This is a genomic window from Nitrincola salilacus (assembly GCF_046271865.1).
Lineage (GTDB): Bacteria > Pseudomonadota > Gammaproteobacteria > Pseudomonadales > Balneatricaceae > Nitrincola > Nitrincola salilacus.
In genome coordinates this window covers 611,553-630,764 of sequence record NZ_CP176580.1, presented here as the reverse complement: position 1 = coordinate 630,764, position 19,212 = coordinate 611,553, and the positions used below count along the sequence as shown (strand labels likewise).

General features: G+C 54.3%; 15 protein-coding genes. 2 read left to right on the top strand and 13 right to left on the bottom strand.

Annotated features, from left to right (window positions below; all coding sequences use genetic code 11):
- Positions 1 to 5: 5 nt before the first annotated feature.
- The 9 genes from fadB to ACK3CJ_RS02880 form a co-directional block, all read right to left on the bottom strand.
- Positions 6 to 2,153 carry a fatty acid oxidation complex subunit alpha FadB gene (gene fadB / locus ACK3CJ_RS02920; RefSeq protein ID WP_409524907.1) on the bottom strand — a complete coding sequence of 716 codons (2,148 nt, stop codon included), beginning with the start codon at positions 2,151 to 2,153 and terminating at the stop codon, positions 6 to 8.
- Between the two features lie 62 nt (positions 2,154 to 2,215).
- Positions 2,216 to 3,145 (bottom strand): electron transfer flavoprotein subunit alpha/FixB family protein, encoded by a 930-nt coding sequence (locus ACK3CJ_RS02915; RefSeq protein ID WP_409524906.1) that lies wholly within the window; start codon positions 3,143 to 3,145, stop codon positions 2,216 to 2,218.
- On the bottom strand, positions 3,142 to 3,894 hold the full coding sequence (locus ACK3CJ_RS02910; protein ID WP_409524905.1) for an electron transfer flavoprotein subunit beta/FixA family protein: 753 nt from the start codon (positions 3,892 to 3,894) through the stop codon (positions 3,142 to 3,144). The genes ACK3CJ_RS02915 and ACK3CJ_RS02910 overlap by 4 nt, the downstream gene beginning before the upstream one ends.
- 293 nt (positions 3,895 to 4,187) lie before the next feature.
- Complete coding sequence (locus tag ACK3CJ_RS02905) at positions 4,188 to 4,952, bottom strand: enoyl-CoA hydratase (RefSeq protein ID WP_409524904.1); 765 nt, start codon at positions 4,950 to 4,952, stop codon at positions 4,188 to 4,190.
- A 26-nt stretch (positions 4,953 to 4,978) separates the two neighbouring features.
- Entirely contained in the window at positions 4,979 to 5,959 is a 981-nt protein-coding gene (locus ACK3CJ_RS02900) for an NAD(P)H-dependent flavin oxidoreductase (RefSeq protein ID WP_409524903.1), read from the bottom strand.
- Positions 5,960 to 6,029: 70 nt separating this feature from the next.
- Positions 6,030 to 6,584: a DUF2889 domain-containing protein gene (locus ACK3CJ_RS02895; RefSeq protein ID WP_409524902.1), complete on the bottom strand. Its 555-nt coding sequence runs from the start codon at positions 6,582 to 6,584 to the stop codon at positions 6,030 to 6,032.
- Between the two features lie 33 nt (positions 6,585 to 6,617).
- The gene (locus tag ACK3CJ_RS02890; RefSeq protein WP_409524901.1) at positions 6,618 to 8,303 is read right to left on the bottom strand and encodes an AMP-binding protein; all 1,686 of its coding nucleotides are present in this window, start codon (positions 8,301 to 8,303) and stop codon (positions 6,618 to 6,620) included.
- A gap of 129 nt (positions 8,304 to 8,432) precedes the next feature.
- Positions 8,433 to 8,921: an SCP2 sterol-binding domain-containing protein gene (locus tag ACK3CJ_RS02885; protein WP_409524900.1), complete on the bottom strand. Its 489-nt coding sequence runs from the start codon at positions 8,919 to 8,921 to the stop codon at positions 8,433 to 8,435.
- The gene (locus ACK3CJ_RS02880; RefSeq protein ID WP_409524899.1) at positions 8,921 to 10,720 is read right to left on the bottom strand and encodes an acyl-CoA dehydrogenase C-terminal domain-containing protein; all 1,800 of its coding nucleotides are present in this window, start codon (positions 10,718 to 10,720) and stop codon (positions 8,921 to 8,923) included. Before ACK3CJ_RS02880 ends, ACK3CJ_RS02885 begins: the two co-directional genes overlap by 1 nt.
- Positions 10,721 to 11,483: 763 nt before the next feature.
- Here ACK3CJ_RS02880 and ACK3CJ_RS02875 point away from each other — a divergent pair.
- Positions 11,484 to 12,764: a hypothetical protein gene (locus ACK3CJ_RS02875; RefSeq protein ID WP_409524898.1), complete on the top strand. Its 1,281-nt coding sequence runs from the start codon at positions 11,484 to 11,486 to the stop codon at positions 12,762 to 12,764.
- A gap of 145 nt (positions 12,765 to 12,909) precedes the next feature.
- Complete coding sequence (locus ACK3CJ_RS02870; protein WP_409524897.1) at positions 12,910 to 14,133, top strand: serine hydrolase domain-containing protein; 1,224 nt, start codon at positions 12,910 to 12,912, stop codon at positions 14,131 to 14,133.
- A 226-nt stretch (positions 14,134 to 14,359) separates the two neighbouring features.
- On the opposite strand, the gene ACK3CJ_RS02865 is transcribed toward ACK3CJ_RS02870, so the two are convergent.
- The 4 genes from ACK3CJ_RS02865 to ACK3CJ_RS02850 are packed head-to-tail and all read right to left on the bottom strand — an operon-like array spanning position 14,360 to position 19,204.
- Positions 14,360 to 14,782: an acyl-CoA thioesterase gene (locus tag ACK3CJ_RS02865; RefSeq protein WP_409524896.1), complete on the bottom strand. Its 423-nt coding sequence runs from the start codon at positions 14,780 to 14,782 to the stop codon at positions 14,360 to 14,362.
- Between the two features lie 33 nt (positions 14,783 to 14,815).
- The gene (locus tag ACK3CJ_RS02860) at positions 14,816 to 16,651 is read right to left on the bottom strand and encodes a feruloyl-CoA synthase (protein WP_409524894.1); all 1,836 of its coding nucleotides are present in this window, start codon (positions 16,649 to 16,651) and stop codon (positions 14,816 to 14,818) included.
- 24 nt (positions 16,652 to 16,675) lie between these two features.
- Positions 16,676 to 18,409 carry an acyl-CoA dehydrogenase gene (locus ACK3CJ_RS02855; RefSeq protein ID WP_409524893.1) on the bottom strand — a complete coding sequence of 578 codons (1,734 nt, stop codon included), beginning with the start codon at positions 18,407 to 18,409 and terminating at the stop codon, positions 16,676 to 16,678.
- Positions 18,410 to 18,424: 15 nt separating this feature from the next.
- Entirely contained in the window at positions 18,425 to 19,204 is a 780-nt protein-coding gene (locus tag ACK3CJ_RS02850) for a 3-hydroxyacyl-CoA dehydrogenase (RefSeq protein ID WP_409524892.1), read from the bottom strand.
- Positions 19,205 to 19,212: the final 8 nt, after the last annotated feature.

Here is a 19,212-nt window from a genome sequence, read left to right as displayed (position 1 = left end):
CCACATTAACCGAAATAGGTTTCGCCGTTGGCGGCCATCTGCTTCATACGTTCGGTCGGCTGATACAGCGGACCCAGCTCGGCAAAGCTCTCTGCCAGATCACAGAAGGCTTTCAGCCCCATCTGATCCAGATAGTGCAGAGCGCCACCACGGAATGGAGGGAAGCCGATACCATAGATCAGCCCCATATCCGCCTCAGCAGGAGAAGCGACAATGTCATCTTCCAGACAGCGAACTGTCTCGATACACAGTGGAATCATCATGCGTGCAATGATTTCATCTTCAGTGAACTCCCGCGCCGTACCCACGACACCATCGAGCAGTGCCGGTACTTCAGAGTCGATCACCTTGACCTGTTTGCCGCGGCTATCCAGCTCATACTGATAGAAGCCCTTGTTGTTCTTCTGCCCGAAACGCTGCAACTGATACATGCGATCGATCGGGCTCTCGCCGTCGTGACCCATGCGATCCGGGAAACCAGCTGCCATCACGGCATCCGCATGATGCCCGGTGTCGATACCGACCACATCCAGCAGATAGGCAGGGCCCATCGGCCAGCCGAAACGTTCCATCACCTTGTCGACCTGCAGGAAGTCCGCACCATCACGCAGCAGCATGCTGAAGCCGGCAAAGTAAGGGAAGAGCACGCGGTTAACCAGGAAGCCGGGGCAGTCGTTGACCACAATTGGTGTCTTGCCCATCGCCTTGGCATAGGCTACGGTGCGCGCAACTGCCTCCTCAGAACTCTTCTCACCACGAATGACTTCTACCAGCGGCATACGATGCACCGGGTTGAAGAAGTGCATGCCGCAGAAGTTTTCCGGGCGTTTCAGTGCGGTTGCCAGCTCATTGATCGAGATAGTGGAGGTGTTGGAGGTGATGATCGCATCTTCCGCGACATGGGCTTCCACCTCGGCCAGTACCGCTTTTTTGATCTTCACGTTTTCAACCACCGCCTCGACCACCAGATCGACACGGCCAAAATCGCCATAGCTCAGGGTGGGAGTGATCTGGCTGATCACGCGCGCCATCTTCTCGGCATTCATCTTGCCGCGTTTGACCTGGCCGTTCAGCAGTTTGGTCGCTTCATCAAGCCCCAGCTGCAGTGCCTTGTCGTTGATATCCTTCATTAGAATAGGCGTGCCTTTGGAGGCAGACTGATAGGCAACACCGCCACCCATGATACCGGCACCCAGTACCGCCGCATGGCGAACCGGTGCAGCATCCTTGTCATACTGGCGGCTGATTTTCTTGATGGTCTGATCCTTGAGGAACAGACCCACCAGCGCGCGAGTCACATCGGTTTTGGCCAGCTTGGCGAAGCCCTTGGCTTCCACCTCGATCGCCTTGTCGCGACCCATATTGGCAGCTTTCTGAATCGTCGACAGCGCCTGCATCGGAGCTGGGTAGTGAGGGCCAGCCTTGGCACCGATCACGCCCTTGGCGGATTCGAATGCCATCATCTGTTCGATCTGATTCAGCTTGATCCCGGTGGTTTTCTCGGTGCGGCGCGCCTGATAGTCAAACACACCCTCGGCCGCTTTCTGCAACAGATCCAGACCCGCTTCGCGCACCTTGTCTACTGTTACGACAGCATCCACCGCGCCCTCTTTCAGCGCGTCCGCTGCGCGCTTTTCTACGCCGCCACAGATCCACTCGTTGGCATTATCCACACCGATCAGACGTGGCAGACGTACCGTGCCACCCCAGCCCGGGTAGATACCCAGTTTCACTTCCGGCAGCCCGACCTTGGCGCCATCGGCCATAACACGGAAATCGGTCGCCAGGCACAGCTCGAAGCCGCCGCCCAGCGCGATACCGTTGATCGCCGTGACCGTTGGTGCCGGCAGATCCTCTATCGCATTGAAAATTTCGTGCAGCTTGAGCAGATGCACGATGATCTCCTCTTCCGGCATCTCGAACATGGCACTGAATTCAGTGATGTCGGCACCGACAATAAAACACTCCTTGGCACTGCTGAACAGCACACCACGCAGGCCATCAACCGCCTGCAACGCAGCGACCGCTTCGCGCAGTTCATTCAGGGTTGCCTGATTGAACTTGTTGACGCTGTCGCCCTGAAGATCAAACACTACTTCGTGGAATCCGGCTTCCAGAGCTTCAACCCTGATCGCCTTGCCTTGATAAATCATTATGTACTCTCCCACATTATATTGAGCAGCTTATGAGCAGCCGTATCTTGCTTTAGCGTCAGTTAAAGCTGCGCTTCCAGGGCTGGCACCGCTTCGAACAGATCCGCGACCAGGCCATAATCTGCCACCTGGAAGATCGGCGCTTCTTCATCCTTATTGATCGCCACTATCACTTTAGAGTCTTTCATGCCGGCCAGATGCTGAATCGCACCGGAGATGCCAACAGCAATGTAAAGCTCGGGCGCTACCATTTTGCCGGTCTGGCCCACCTGCATATCGTTCGGTACAAAACCGGCATCCACCGCCGCACGTGATGCACCCACTGCCGCACCAAGCTTGTCTGCCACTCGGTTAAGCAGTTCAAAATTCTCGCCATTACCCATGCCCCGACCGCCCGATACCACGACGCGGGCGCCTGTCAGCTCGGGACGATCCGACTTGGCCAGCTCTTCACCGACAAATGCGATATCCGCAGATTGATGCACACTACCAACTGTGACGATCTCGGCGCTGCCGCCTGTCGTTGCAGCAGGATCAAACGCAGTACCACGGATAGTCATCACCTTGACGACATCGGCAGACTCCACCGTTGCAATCGCGTTGCCGGCATAGATCGCACGCTTGAAGCGATCCGGTGTTTCCACGGCCAGCACATCAGAGAGCTGATTCACCCCCAGCAGTGCAGCCACACGTGGCATCACATTCTTGCCACTGGTGGTGGACGCGGCCAGCAGATGGCTGCGACCCTCCGCCAATTCAACCACCAATTTACTGACATTTTCCGCCAGCTGATGCTCATAAGCTGCATGATCCGCAACCAATACCTGGCCAACGCCCGGCAACGCAGCAGCCGCTTCCGCCACTGCAGCACAGCCACTGCCTGCCACCAGTATAGCGACATCGCCCCCTATCGCCTGCGCTGCTGACAGCAGATTCAGCGTAACAGGTTTCAGGCTCTGGTTATCATGTTCAGCAATAATCAGAATACTCATGCGATCACCTTGGCTTCATTACGCAGTTTATCGACCAGTTCCTCAATCGAGCTGACACGGATGCCCGCTTTGCGATCAGCAGGCGGCTCAACCTTCAGTAGCTTGACTTGACTGGCAACTATAACGCCAAGCTCTTCAGCCGTTTTCACATCCAGTGGTTTCTTCTTCGCCTTCATAATATTAGGCAAGGATGCATAACGTGGCTCGTTCAGACGAAGATCAGTTGTCACAACAGCTGGCAGCGTCAGCTTCAGCGTCTGCAGACCACCATCCACTTCACGCGTTACCAGCAACTCACCACCCTCGACCTTTACTTCAGAAGCAAAGGTTGCCTGAGGGCGATCCAGCAGCGCGGCCAGCATCTGACCTGTCTGGTTGTTATCAGAATCGATCGCCTGCTTACCGAGCAGAATCAGATCAGGTTTCTCTTCTTCGGCGACCTTGGCCAGAATCCGCGCAACCGACAGAGAATCAGGACCATCTGCGGCCTCAACCTGCAGCGCACGATCCGCACCGAGTGCCAGCGCAGTGCGCAACTGCTCCTGACACGCCTTACTGCCGACCGATACCACGACCACCTCGGTCGCTACGCCCTGCTCTTTCAGACGCACTGCTTCCTCTACCGCTATCTCGCAGAAGGGGTTCAGTGCCATTTTGACATTCGCCAGATCAACATCACTCTGATCCGCTTTAACACGAACCTTAACGTTGTAATCGATGACCCGTTTTACGGCGACAAGTACTTTCATACCAGCCTCTCTTTGTTATTTTCACCTGAATGGATGAGGCCCATACTAGCCTCACCAGCCTATTCCTCAATAACAAAAACCATCCGTTTCAGTGACAAAAAATAGCATCACGCCGGCAGGCCGCATAAACACTGATGCCAATTTTCTAAGCCGCACTGAAAAAAGGGGTCAAAAAAACCGGCCGAAGCCGGTATAAAGTGCAGATCACCAGTTGTGTGACAATTGGCGATCCCGGGTGAAACAGAACGATCAACGCTCTGTCTGAGTGCTCAGTGGAGCGCCAGGAAAGGCACTCAGAAATTCGGGGCGCGTTTTTCCATGAAGGCCTGGAAAGCTTCACGCGCTTCAGGTGAAGAGAGGCGAGCAGCGAAGGCCTCCACTTCAGAGACCAGTACGGCATCCAGTGCGGGCTTGTTCGCAGCCTTGAGCATCTGTTTGCTCTGGCGTACCGCTTCCGGTGCCAGACGGGTCAGAGTATGCGCACGTCGCAGGGCACTATCCAGCAACTGACTCTGTGGCAGAACCGTATTGATCAGGCCCAGCTGTGCAGCTCGGTGTGCCGGGATCGCGTCTCCTTCCACCAGTAATTCGAACGCCAACCGATGACCCAACTGCTGCGGCAACAGCAGACTGGTGCCACCCTCAGGAACCAGCCCAAGCTTGGTAAAGGGCAGCTGGAAGATCGCGTCTTCGGATGCCAGTACCAGATCACAGTGCAGCAGCAGAGAGGTACCAATCCCCACCGCAACACCGTCCACCGCCGCCACAATCGGCTTGCTGAAACTGGCCAGCGCCTGCAAGAAGCTCAGCGGTATCCGAGCTTTTTCCGGCTGCCCCATCGCTGCCACAAACGCAGCAATATCATTGCCTGAGGTGAAGCTGCCACCGGCTCCACTGAGCAGCAGCACGCGGATGCCGTCATCCTGCTCCGCCTGCTTCATTGCCTCAATCAGCGCCAGATACATCTCGAAGGTCAGTGCGTTCTTCTTATCCGGCCGATTCAATGTCAGATGAAGCAGATAGCCATCACGTTGTTGCAGTACAAGATCCTGACTCATGAAACTGGTCTCCTCAGTTTAGGTAATCAGCTCAGGTAATCGCCGCTGTTGTCACGAAACTCACCGATCGCATCGCGGTATTCTGTGCGCATTGTCTGCACCAGCTCCGCCACAGTCGGCACATCCTGAATCGATCCTACTCCCTGCCCTGCCGACCAGATGCTTTTCCAGGCAGAGGCACCACCTTCCGGCGCTTGCAGCTCTTCGCCCAGATCCACTTTCTTCGGCTCAGCGCTGTCAGGATCCAGGCCTGCACTGGCCAGGCTCGGCTTGAGGAAGTTGGCCGGAATACCGGATATTTTTGGGGTGTAGGTGATATCAGATGCAGCTGAATCTACAATCATCTGCTTGTATTCTGGTACTGCACGGCTCTCTTGTGTGTTGATAAAGCGCGTCCCCATATAGGACAGATCAGCCCCCAACAACTGAGCGGTGGCGACATCACGCCCGGTCGACATGCAGCCGGACAGAATCACCGTACCTTTGTAGAACTGGCGTATCTCGGCCACCAGTGCAAAGGGACTCAGGGTACCGGCATGCCCACCGGCACCGGCACACACGGCAATCAGACCATCAACACCAGCCTCTGACGCTTTACGAGCATGACGAACATTGACCACATCATGAAACACGGCGCCACCGTAGCTATGCACTGCATCGACCAGATCCTTGACCGCACCGAGAGAAGTGATGACCAGCGGCACCTGATGCTTGATACACAGCTCAAGGTCAGCCTGCACACGTGGATTGGTGTGATGCACGATCAGATTGACGCCAAAAGGAGCGGGCTTTTTACCGGTTTCCTGTTCATAGGCAGCCAGTTCCTGCTTGATCTGAATCAACCACTCCTCAAAGCCCTCACTGCTGCGTTGATTGAGTGCCGGGAAGGTACCCACAACTCCAGCCTTGCAGGCTTCAATCACCAGCTCCGGACCGGAGACCAGAAACATCGGTGCAGAAATCAGAGGCAGAGAGAGACGCCCCCGGAAAGATTCGGGTAAACTCATTTTTTACATCTCCTGGCTAAATCGTCTGGCTTGAATCACCTGAAACAGGTTGTTTCCAGTGTCCAAACCCTCAGCTATCTGAACCCTCTGCCCGATACAACTCAGGCAGATACTGTTTTATGACCTGAGAGCTTTGCCCCCAGGTATGGCAGGTATTGAGCATCACATTGGCGCCGAGCTTCATCACCTCTTCATCGGTGCTTGGCCAGAGCGTCTGAATCGCTGTCGTTGCCAACGGCTTGAGCAGCTCATTCAGATGAGTACAACCACTCGTACCACCGAGCAGCTCACTGGCCTGACGATGCCAGCCAGAACCGATCCGCGTGCCTTCAAGCTTGCGGTACTGACCCGTAATCGCCGGGCAGATGCGAAAGGGCGATGCCTCTATCGCGGCTTCTGCCTGATAAATCTTCAAGGTGCGATCCAGCGTCAGGCGCAGCCAGATATCATGAAAAGGCTCTCCAGCCGGTACATAGCCGCCACGCTCCGGATTATCAACCGTGCCGGTTTTGACATCGGTCATGCGCGCTTCGATATCCCACAGCCCATCGTCCCGCTCGTAGCCATCACAAGTGATGGTACGGCGATGATGCAGCTTGCGCCGGACAGGTTTGGTCAGGGGCATAACTCTCTCCATTCATCCACTATGCGCGCAGAATCAGGCCACTTTTGATGGACTGTCCTGATCTTGATTTTGAGTCTCCTTGAGTTTGCGACGCAGCACCTTACCGACATTGGTTTTGGGCAGTTCGGAAACAAACTCGATCACCTTCGGCACCTTATAGGCAGTCAGGCGTTCTCGACACCAGGCTTTGATCTCATCGGGACTCGGTGGCTGCTCGGGATTTTTCGCCACTGCTACCAACTTGACCAGTTCACCACTATGCTCATCCGGCAGGCCTATTGCAGCACACTCAAGTATTTCGGGATGCGTCGTAACCACATCCTCCACCTCATTCGGATAGACATTGAAGCCAGACACCAGGATCATATCCTTGGCCCGATCAACAATACGCAGATAACCATCTGCCTCACGTATCGCTATGTCGCCTGTGCGGAAATAGCCATCTGCCGTGAAGCACTCTTCGGTTTCTGCCTCTCGCTGCCAGTAACCTACCATTACCTGAGGACCCTTGACGCACAACTCTCCCGGCTGACCATCCGCTACCGGATTACCCTCGATATCCATGATCTGAACATCGGTGCAGTCCAACGGCTGACCAATGGTGCCCAGACGAATGCCATGAGGTGAATTGATCGAAATAGCCGGTGAGGTTTCAGTCAGGCCGTAACCCTCCATGATTTCGCAGCCAGTCACACGTATCCACTCATCCGCCGCTGCGTGCGTCAGCGCACAACCGCCTGATATGGTGATTTTCATGTTACTGAAGTCCAGCTTGCGGAACTCCTCGTTATTACACAGTGCGACAAACAGGGTATTAAGGCCAAGAAAAGCACTCATGCGCCACTTGCCCAGCTCCTTGGCAAAACCCGGAATATCTCGCGGATTGGGAATCAGAACGCTATGGCCACCACAGTCCATGATGACCAGGGAGATAGTAAAGGCATAGATATGATAGAGCGGCAGAGGAGCAATTGCGGTTTCTGACCAGCCAGCCGTGGCCTGGTTGATCAGCTTATGCCCCTGCAACATATTCGATACCAGGTTGCCATGGCTCAATACTGCACCTTTGGAAACACCCGTGGTGCCGCCTGTGTACTGCAACACGGCAATATCCGCCGTTTGCACGGCAACTGGTATTGGTTTTTGCCCAACAAATGGAATCAACGCATTGCGCAACGGAATCGCCGAAGGAAGATTGAACTCAGGCTCCAGCTTCTTCACATACTTGACTACAGCATTCAGCAGATGGCGCTTTACAAAAGGATGCAGATCACCGATCTGAGTCAGAAACAGGTATTTGATGCCGGTTTTACTGATCACCTGCTCAGCCTTATCGGCCATGCTCTTGTAGATGATCAGCGCTTTGGCGCCAGAATCGTTGAACTGATGCTCCATCTCGCGCGGTGTATAGAGCGGATTGGTATTGACGATGATCAGCCCCGCTTTGAGCGCGCCAAACAGCACTACCGGGTACTGAATCAAATTGGGTAGCTGAATCGCAATCTTGTCGCCAGGTTTGAGATCCGTCTCTTTCTGTATATAGACCGCAAAGGCATCAGACAGCTGATGCAACTCGCGATAGCTCAGCGTCCTGCCAAAACTGGTGAAAGCAGGGGCGTCTGCATACTTGTCACACACACGGTCAAAAACATCATTGATATTGATGTAACCATGGGTATTGAGGGACTCGGGAATCGTGCTCCCGCGTTGATGTTCCATACTGTTTCCCCTGACTGTTATTGTTATCGATCAGGTTGATATGTATAACCAGGTTGTCGGGCAGCCCGCATCGGCTGCACAATCCAGATACCTCGCACCTGTCTTTCGATGCGGGTTGCCCTGACCTGCTTAGCTGACCGGAAAGAGAGATGCCAGGCGAGTCGCCAGCATGATGTCGCCATCGGCACGAATACGGCCGGCCATAAAGGCCTGCATGCCGTCGGTTTCGCCGCTCATCACCTCTTCCAGTGTCTGGCTGTCCATATTCAGAGTGACCGTCGGGCTGTCGTGCTCACCTTGGCTGATCTCACAGGTACCATTGCTGACCACAACCGCCCAGGGCTCGCCATCTTCGATCTGATACTGGAAAACAGCATCCAGTCCTGACGCTGCCTGAGCGTTGAATCGTTCACCCATGGAGGAAAAAATTGCGTTCAAATCAGCCATCTCGGAAACCTCTTGTTGTGTGTTCTCTTGTTGTGTGTCTTGTCGTAAGCCACTGCGCTTGTAGCGCCATGTGTAGTGCCATGAGTAGCGCCATGAGTAGCGCCATGCATTCAGCTTAAGCAGGGCAGAGATAACTTTCTGCCCTGTGTGTGTTCTCAGTAGCTTCTTCATCAGAAGGCGAAATCTTCAGCGTCCAACTCCATCAGGTTGGTTGCACCCGATTGCATGGTTTCAACCAGTGTGCGTGTACGTGGCAGAATCCGCTCGAAATAGAAGCGCGCGGTCACCAGCTTGGCTTTGTAGAAAGCCTCTTCATTGGTTCCCGCCGCCAGTTTCTGCTGCGCGACTTCGGCCTGACGCGCCCAGAGCCATGCCAGCGTGATATAACCGGAGTACATCAGGTAATCGACAGCAGCGGCACCCACCTCTTCACGATCCTGCATCGCCTTCATGCCGACTTTCATCGTGATATCACCCCACTCCTGATTCAGTTTAGCCAGTGGTGCGACAAAAGCCTGCATCGCATCGTTACCTTCGTGCGATTTACAGAACCTGTGGATGATTTTGGTGAAACGCTTCAGCAACTCACCCTGGGTCATCAGTACCTTGCGGCCCAGCAGATCCAGTGCCTGAATCTGTGTCGTGCCTTCATACAGCGTTGAGATACGGCTGTCGCGCACGTTCTGCTCCATGCCCCACTCGGCAATATAGCCATGGCCACCGTAGATCTGCAGTGCATGGTTGGCAGACTCGAAACCCGCTTCGGTCAGGAACGCCTTGGCGATCGGTGTCAGCAGTGACAGCAGATCCTCGGCTTCTTTTTTCTCTTCATCGGTGGTCGCCAGCTTGGTACGGTCAACCTGCTGCGCCGACAGATAGATCAGCGCACGCCCACCCTCGGCAAACGCCTTCTGGGTCAGCAGCATGTTGCGCACAGCCGGATGCACGATGATCGGATCCGCAGCACCTTCAGTATTTTTAGGGCCGGTCAGCGAGCGCATCTGCAGACGATCACGTGCATAAGGCAGTGAATTCTGGAAGCCCCACTCGGCATGGGCCAGGCCCTGCAAAGCGGTACCGATACGTGCCGTGTTCATAAAGGTGAACATGCAGTTAAGGCCCTTGTTCGGCGGGCCGATCAAAAAGCCGGTGGCGCCATCAAAGTTCATCACGCAGGTCGCATTACCGTGGATACCCATCTTGTGTTCGATGGAGCCGCAGGATACGCCATTGCGCTCACCGACACTGCCATCGGCAGTCGGCAGAAACTTGGGCACGATAAACAGCGAGATTCCCTTGGTACCGGCGGGTGCATCCGGCAGACGCGCCAACACGATATGCACGATGTTGTCTGCCATGTCATGCTCACCGGCAGAGATGAAAATCTTGGTACCACTGATGCGATAGCTGCCATCAGCCGCAGGCTCAGCCTTGGTGCGCAGCATGCCGAGATCGGTACCGCAATGCGCTTCGGTCAGACACATGGTGCCGGTCCACTCGCCGGACACCAGCTTGGTCAGATACGTGTGTTTCTGCTCATCAGTACCATGGGCATCCAGTGTATTCATGGCGCCATGGCTCAGCCCCGGATACATACTCCAGGACCAGTTGGCAGTACCGACCATCTCGTTGAACACGATACCCAGTGATTCCGGCAAGCCCTGACCGCCATGCGCAGGATCGTGTGCCAGCGATGGCCAACCACCCTCAACAAACTGCTGATACGCTTCTTTAAAGCCTTCCGGTGTGGTCACAGTGCCATCCTTGAAGGTACAACCCTGCTGATCGCCGATCTGGTTCAGAGGAGACAGCACACGCTCAGCGAACTTGGCACCCTCTTCCAGAATGGCAGCAATCATATCAGGTGTTGCTTCTTCGCAGCCTGGCAGACCTTGATAGTGCTTATCCATCTCGAGCACTTCATTGAGAATAAATTGCATGTCGCGCAGGGGGGCTTTGTACTCAGCCATGATACCACCTCATCATTCTTATATTGGGCTACCTGAAGCCTGAGCTGTTGTAATGACAGTTATAGTCATGACAGGCCAGGAAAGCATTGTCTCTTTCATGAGTCTAGAATGAACGATTCAGGCCTGATGACCAATAACAAAAGCTACCAAGATTAGTAACAAAATGAACCAACCCCGTAGCAAGCCTGAAAATTCGTCTCTTAATGATCTGCTTTTAACAGCTCAGACGCCTCAGGAACTGACAAAAGTGTTCGCCGGCCTGTTCCCGACAACCGCATTTAACATAGTAGCGCTCTTTAATAGCGCTCTTTAAAAGTTCTACCTTTCTGATGGGTACCAACGGCAAGGGGAAGACAAGATCCGACTGAAGGGTACACATAGAGCATTAGGTGTAAAAAAATTAAACCTTAGATGAGTATTTATCCAACTGTCGGGTTGCCAAGTGAGCTGACAACCACCTTTTAAATGAACGATTTGTACAACAAAAGCATGCCTTTCCCTGAACAGAGTTCCCAGCCAAAAACCCACCAAAACAGCACCTTTTTTCAATAAATATATAGCTTTACAGATCGGTTACAGCTTCCTTAACAGCACATGGACATCCTCCGCTTTAGTCCAAGATATCGCCCCTCAGTTACTGCTCATCATTTCCTGGAATTTTGACACGACCCTACAAGTTGCACGTTAAAATAATCTTGATTAAATATGTTTATGATGACAACAATGGTGTGTTGAAACTATATAATGATTGTGAGGGTTGACTGTGAATAATAATAATAAATTGAAAATTGGCGGTAAGAGCCGATTAGCAGTAGCCGTGCTTGCTTGCAGCTCGGCTGTAGTACAGGCGTACCCACTTGTTGAGAGCGAGTCGGTCCAGATTAACCTCGATATTGAAGCAGTCGTCGGCCTTTATCGAAGTAGTGAAACTTACGGGAATAGCAATTCATCACCCTCATGGACTGAAGGCTATATCAAGTATGGATTGTCCGGTGCTCGCCAGTTGAGCAAAGGTGAGATCTTTGGTGCGGTTAATGCTGTGAGCGGAGGCACCTGGGGCGATGGAGATGCATCTGGACTTACAACAGGCAAAGAGCGCAGGACTGATATAGAAGACCTATATCTGGGATATCGAACAGATATGTTCGAAGTCTCTACCGGGCGTCAGGTTGTAAGGATGGGTGACGGATTTATTCTGAATGGTGACTCCCTGAATCTGGGCAAAGGAGCAGGCCCTGAAGCGCTTAACCGAGGCGGCGGCTTTGTAATTGCCCCGCGCAGAGCGTTTGACAAGACCTTTATTGCACGCGTAGGAGGCGATGAGCGTTTGCGCTCAGATCTTTTCTGGTTTGAGTCTGACAATGTCGCTCAGGGAATGCCTGAAATGGCTGGTGTGAACCTGGAATATGTGGCGGAGCACGGCACCTTTGGCCTGATGCACCTGAAGGGGCTTGGGGTAGATGAAGTCTGGGGAGACCCACGACGTGATGGCCAGAAGACAACCAGTCTCAGATATCAGGGAAGTGCTGGTGTTGATAACCTGTTTCTTTCGGCTGAGTATGCCCATCAGTCTCAAGGCGATGGCAGTGGAAGCAACAAGGCCTGGTATACCGAGGCAGGCTGGACTTTTTCTGATATGGCCTGGTCGCCGAGTGTGAACTATCGCTATACACATTACGATACTGGTTATGATCAGCTCTTCTTTGGTTTCAACCGTGGTTACGGTACGTGGATTCAGGGAGAGGTTGCTGGTAACTTTGCTGGCCCCTTCAGTAGCGATGCAGATATTCATTATCTCAGCATCAGTGCTAACCCCTCACCACTGCTGACCGTCGGTGCAGGGTACTTTAATTTCAACAACACAGTGGGTGGTAGCGGTGCTAATGACGCACAGGAAGTGAACTTCTGGGCTGACTGGGTTGTGAATCGTCACCTGATCATCAGTCCGGTGCTTGGTTTCTATAAACCTGACTCTGCTAATGGCGTGCAAGGGAACACTAAAGTTAATACCTATGCACAGCTATTGGCGATAGTCCCTTTTTAAATAGTCCCTTGTTAAAACCTGAAAATGCCAGAGGCACGCCAGGAGCGCTGTCCGAGAATAGCGACCGTTATGAAGGAAAGTCCGTCTATTCGCGGAAAGCCTCCTTTCAGTGGCTTGACAACAAAAAAACAACAGGAGTCATCTTATGAAAGCATTTCATCCATCTAAAAAACTGATCCTGGCCATGTCCGCGGCTTTGAGCTGTGGTACGTTTGCCATCCAGAGCACTCAAGCCAGCGATATCAACTGGACCAGCCCGACCCTGTTAGAAGGTCGAGCCAACATGATGTATCCCGGTCTGAACTTCCTGACCTTTCAGCATTTTGACCAGATGTTCTCTACAAGAACGGTCACTGCGGGCGCAAACGTCTGGCCTTTGGAATATGGCAGCGTCGACTTGGGTGACGACTTTGAGCTGCATGGCGAGCGTATGACCTTGGAAGAGCATATGGAGCAAACCCGCGGCAACGCATTGATGGTGATTCATAAGGGAAAGGTTGTTCATGAACAGTATCGCAATGGTATGACACCAGAGTCACGTCACACCGTGTACTCCATGTCTAAATCCATCATCGCGACTCTGTTTGGTATCGCCCTGGAGGAGGGGTATATCGACAGTCTGAATGACCCGGTTACTAAGTATTTGCCCAGAATGGCGGGCTCAGGCTATGACGGTGTCAGTGTTGAGGATGTGCTGCTCATGCGCTCTGGCGTGAACTGGGAGGAGCGTTATGAGTTTGGCAGCCAAACCCAGCTGACGGAAGTGCATGACAACGCGGTTGTGGGTTATGCCTATCGCTGGTGCGACTATGCTGAAGGCATAGAAAAACTCCATGAACCAGGCACACACTTCAACTATGCCACCATCGATACCAGTATCCTGGGATGTATACTTGAGGCTGCAACTGAACGTAAGGTTGCGGACTACATGTCCGAAAAAATCTGGCAGCCAGCGGGTATGGAAAACGATGGCTATTGGATCATGGATGGGGCCGAGCCTGAAGGTGACGAATTCTATGGTGCCGGTTTCAATGCCTCTTTGCGTGATCTGGGACGTTTTGGTTTGATGATGCTCAACCAGGGCGAAGCCAATCAGCAGCAGGTTGTTTCAAAAGAATGGGTGGCTGCTTCAACTATTGCCGCTGAGGGCTATGAGCCAACCGAGCCTGGTTCACCCTTTGGCTACCAATATCAGTGGTGGACGTTGACCGACAGTAACGCCTATTCGGCCATTGGTTTGTTCAATCAGTTCATTTACGTTGACCCTGATTCCCAGACTGTCATCGTGAAACTCAGCTCTCCCGAATCACCTTTGGGAGATGAGGAAGGCAACCTGGAATTCTTTCAACAGATTATTGATAAACTCTGAGCGGAAGTTGCTGGAACTGTGATGCGCGTGAAAGCGCGCATTATAACGTAGCCACTGGTAGTACCCAAACCTGGTAGTACCCAAACCTGGTAGTACCCAAAATAGCATCGAGCCTCAATAACTTCTGGTTATTGAGGCTCACCCACTCCATGCAACCCCCTCCTCCAACACTGACGATATCGATCCCGAGAGATCTGGACGAGCTATGGGAATAACTTGAATCCGTTCAGGCAGGCTCGTTAAACGCTGCCAGAATCTCTTCGGGTATCGGTAGCGCCTTGATGCCACCAGGTTTTTCGGCGTCGGCCCCCACCCATACCCGGGTTTCGAACCCCTCTACCGCGACGGCTTCGCCTTTCAGAATGCGGTGGTGCACATCAAAGCTACTGCGTCGAAACTCGGTGATACGGCTTTCAATGATGATCTCTTCGCCATAGCGCGACGGAATATAGAACTTTGACCGCGTATCCACCATGGGGATACCGACACTGTTAAAGCGCCGGACCATGTCGTATTTCGGAAATCCAGCAGCGGCAAACAAGCGGCCCGTGGCATCATCAAAGTAGGCAAAATAACGAGGGTAAAACACAATACCTGCTGGGTCGCAGTCGCCCCATTCTATGGTGCGGGTGTGGCGGTTGATCAACATCCTGAAATCCTCATGCTCTTTTGAATAAGCCCTTCACGACACGCGAATGACGGCGCCTGAAGGGGTCACGCTGTAGATATCGGCCACAACAGCCGCTCGATTTTCCAATACGGCACGCTGATTGATGGAGCCTTTATCGGTAATTTCGTGTGCATCCATACGCGGCGGCTCATCAAGCAGCACAGCACGCGTTATGCGATTGGATCCACCCGTGCTGGCGTCGATCAGGTCCCGCAACAGGGTTTCGAAACGCGCCCTTACAGCGGGGCTGCGGTGTATATCCGTATTGCTGGCCTCTGGTCCCAGGCCGGACAGGGCGCGGCACTGCTCCACATCGGTGAACACCAGCATGGAGACAAAGGGTTTATCCAGCCCTGCGATCACTGCGTCTTTGATCAGCGGCGCTCCGGCCTCGATCACCTTGGCGCGTAGCGGGCCCACACTGACCCATGTACCTGTGTCCAACTTGAAGTCTTCGGAGATACGCCCATCGAAACGCATGCCACGTTGCGGGTTGGCAGGGTCTATGAACCTGGCCGCATCGCCGAGACAATAAAAGCCTTCATCGTCAAAACTCTTGGCGGTGATATCGGGTTGGCGCCAGTAGCCGGGCATGACATTAGGTCCACGCACGCGAATTTCGGTTTTGCCGCCGTTGGGCACCAGCTTGATTTCCACCCCGAAGGCCGGGGTACCTATGACCCCTGATTGGGATTCTTCGAGTGAAGCGAACATGGCAGACGGGGAGGTTTCGGTGGCTCCCAGACCTGTCAGCATGCCGACTTTATGGCCCAGCGTTTTGATCGCCAAAGCATCAAGCCTGTCCCACACATGCTGCGCCAGACTGGCTCCGGCAAAGAACATCAGATTCAGGTCTTTGAAGAAGTGCTCGCACAGTGCGTCGTCGTGCTCCAGGCGTTCTACCAACAACTCAAAACCTTTGGGTACGTTGAAATACACGGTTGGAGCAATCTCGCGCAGGTTCTGCAGCGTGACATCGATCTGGCCTGGCACCGGCTTGCCATCATCGATGTATAGTGAACCACCGTTGTACAGCACTATGCCGACGTTGTGATTGCCACCAAAGGTATGGTTCCAGGGTAGCCAATCGATCAACACCGGCGGCTGTGTGCGGTGGAAAGTCATCAAGCTGGCAAGCATCTCCTGATTCGAACACAGCATCCGGTTGGTGTTGATAACGCCCTTGGGCATGCCGGTCGAACCAGAGGTGAACAAAAACTTGGTGATCGTGTCGGGCGTCACAGTGGCATGCGCGCGGGCTACTGCGTCGGTCACCGGTGTATTGAGCAGATCAGCAAAGGTTATTGCCGAGCCGTCATAGCCATTGGTCTCGACAGCAACACAGGTGGCATCGGCAGGCTGAATCACTTTCAACGCCGCCGCATAGTCGGCCGCCGAGTCGACCAACAGCAGCCCGGGCGTCAGCAATTCGCAGATATACCTGGCTTTGCTGAAGTCCTTACTCACCAGACAATAAGCCGGTGATATAGGCGCATAAGGTACACCAACGTACATGGCCGCAAAGGCCAATAACAAATGTTCGATGCTGTTGCCAGACAGAATGACGACCGGTCGCTCCGGTGACAGGTCACGATCCAACAGCACCTGGCCCAGCGCTTGCACCTGCTGCAGCGCTTCGGCGTAGGTGACTTTTTTCCATGCACCTGTCTGGTCACGGCGGGCGACTAAAACCCGGTCAGGCGTTTTCTCAGCCCACTCATCCAAACGTTGCATAAAGGTGTCAGGGTAGGACGCTAATGGCTCCAGGTTGCGCAGCAGTTGCGTACCATCGGGGCGATCGATCAGTTCAACCGTGCCGATGCCAATGTCGAGGTCTTTAAAGCTCATGATTATGCTAAGCCTGTCTTATCGTTATTGTTGAAAGTCGTAGTCCATCAGGCCGACATTCGCGTGTTGAACGCGGGCCAGGTTCAGGTGCAGCTCGGGTAACCAATGCGCCTGATAAAACGCGTTCAGGGCGATCAAATTGCTCCGATACGCGGGATCAACCTCCGGGGCATCGGCAGCCACCACAGCTCGGTTCAGTTGCCAGGCACCCGCTAACACGCCAGTGGCTTCAAGCAGTGCCACACTGGCGGCATGCCAAAGCTGGAGGTCTGTTAATGTCGATAACAAGCGTTCAGTGCTGTCGCGCAACGCCTGAGCGGCAGCCACCACGGGCGCGGAACCGTCTTGAATGACCTGATCCAGCCAGCGATACCACACAGCGCCCTGGTCTTTGCTGATTTTGCGCCACAGAAAATCCTGCGCCTGCACACCGGTAGTGCCTTCATAAATAGTGGACACCTTCAGGTCGCGGTAAAACTGCGCCACACCTGTTTCTTCGATATAGCCCATGCCGCCAAACACCTGAATGGCATCACCAGCCAAACGGTTGGCATATTCGGTCGACCAGGCTTTGTAAACGGGGGTCAGCAGTTCCAGTTCGTCGTGTGCGATGACCTGATCGGGATGTTGTGTTTGCCGGGCCTGGTCGACCCGAAAGCCCAGGTAATAGCCCAATAAACGGGATGCCATAATCTGACTGCGCATACGCAGCAACAGCCGGCGAATGTCCGGGTGATGGATCAGAGCCGTGGGGCTTTCACCGGTCAGTGGGTGTTTACCCTGGCGCCGTTCCTGAGCCCAACCGAGCGCCGCTTGATATGCCCGTTCGGCCACAGCGGTTCCCTGCAAACCAACGCTCAAGCGAGCTTCGTTCATCATCACAAACATGATGCGCAAGCCTTGGTGCGCCGGACCGACTAATTCACCCCACGCGTTATCAAAGGTCAGCGAGCAGGTCGGGCTGCCGTGCAAACCCATTTTATGTTCGATACCGGTACAGTACACGCCATTGGGCGCGCCATCGCGGTGGCCCATTCGTATACTAGGCACGGCAAACAACGAGATACCCTGACTGCCTGCTGGTGCACCGGGCAGTCGAGCCAACACAAAATGCACAATACGCTCAGCCATATCGTGCTGGCCGAAGGTAATAAAGAGTTTGTTGCCAGTCAGTCGGTAACCGCCCCTATCGGTTGTATCAACAGCAGCGTCGGGTTTGGCACGAGTGCTCAACAAACCGAGATCAGAGCCCGCACCCGGTTCCGTCAGTGCCATGGAGGCCGTCCAGTCACCACTGACCAGTAAAGGCCCATAGCGGCTGATAAGGTTGTCATCGCCGCTGGCAAGCAGTGCTTCCACCGCACCTTCAGTGAGCGGTTGAATCATGCTGAACGCCAGATTCGCGCTCTGCCAGCATTCCGCCACGGGCATCGCCAGCACTTTGGGTAGCGCTTGGCCACCCAGTGCTTCGGGCAAACACAGACCCGTCCATCCGGCGGCACGAAAATGCGCGTAGGCATCGGCCCAGCCTTCCGGCGTGATTACCTGTCCATCCTGCCATTGGCAGCCCTGGATATCCCCTGCAGCGTTCAGCGGTGCCAGCACCTGCTCGGCAAAACGGCCGGCTTCATCGACAATCGCCTGCATCAGGCTGCTGTCCAGCGCGGCGCAGGAATCGACCTGCGCCAGCGCATCGGCACCTATGTGATGCTGAAGGATGAAAGCGATGTCGGCGCGCGGGGCGTGGTAATCCAGCATGGGTGCAGTCTCCGCTCAGCGTGGCGCCATGCGTAAGGCGCCGTCGAGACGGATAACTTCACCATTCAACATGGGGTTTTCGATGATGTGGCAAGCCAGCCGTGCAAACTCATCGGGTTCACCCAGGCGGGCCGGGAAAGGCACGGCCTCACCCAGTGAGCGCTGAGCCTCTTCAGGCAAGGCATCCATCATCGGAGTTTTGAACAAGCCCGGTGCAATGGTCATCACGCGGATGCCAAAATCGGCCAGCTCACGCGCGATAGGCAGGGTCATACTGACGATACCGCCCTTTGAAGCCGCATAAGCCGCCTGCCCGATTTGCCCATCATAGGCCGCGATCGATGCGGTGTTGATGATCACCCCTCTCTCACCTCCTGCATCAGCAGCGTTATGCTGCATAGCGTCGGCGGCAAGCCGGATCATGTTAAAGGTCCCGATCAGGTTGACGCCGATCATGCGCTGAAAGCGTTCAAGATCATGCACACCTTTACGCCCTATCAAGCGCGCAGCGCCGGGAATCCCCGCGCAGTTCACCAGCCCACTGAGCTGCCCGCCCCAGCTTACTGCCGTGGCAATGGCCTGCTGTGCTTGTTCGGCGTCGGCGATGTCGGTGCTGACAAAACGCACGCGCTCACCCCGCTCTGTGGAAAGAGCTGCGGCGATGCTTTGGCCGCGCTCGACATTCACATCGGCCATCAGCACGCGCGCGCCCTGTTGCACCAGGTATCGGGTGACACCTTCACCCAGACCAGAACTGGCACCGGTGACGAGAAAAGTTGAGTCTTGAATATTCATGTAGCGTC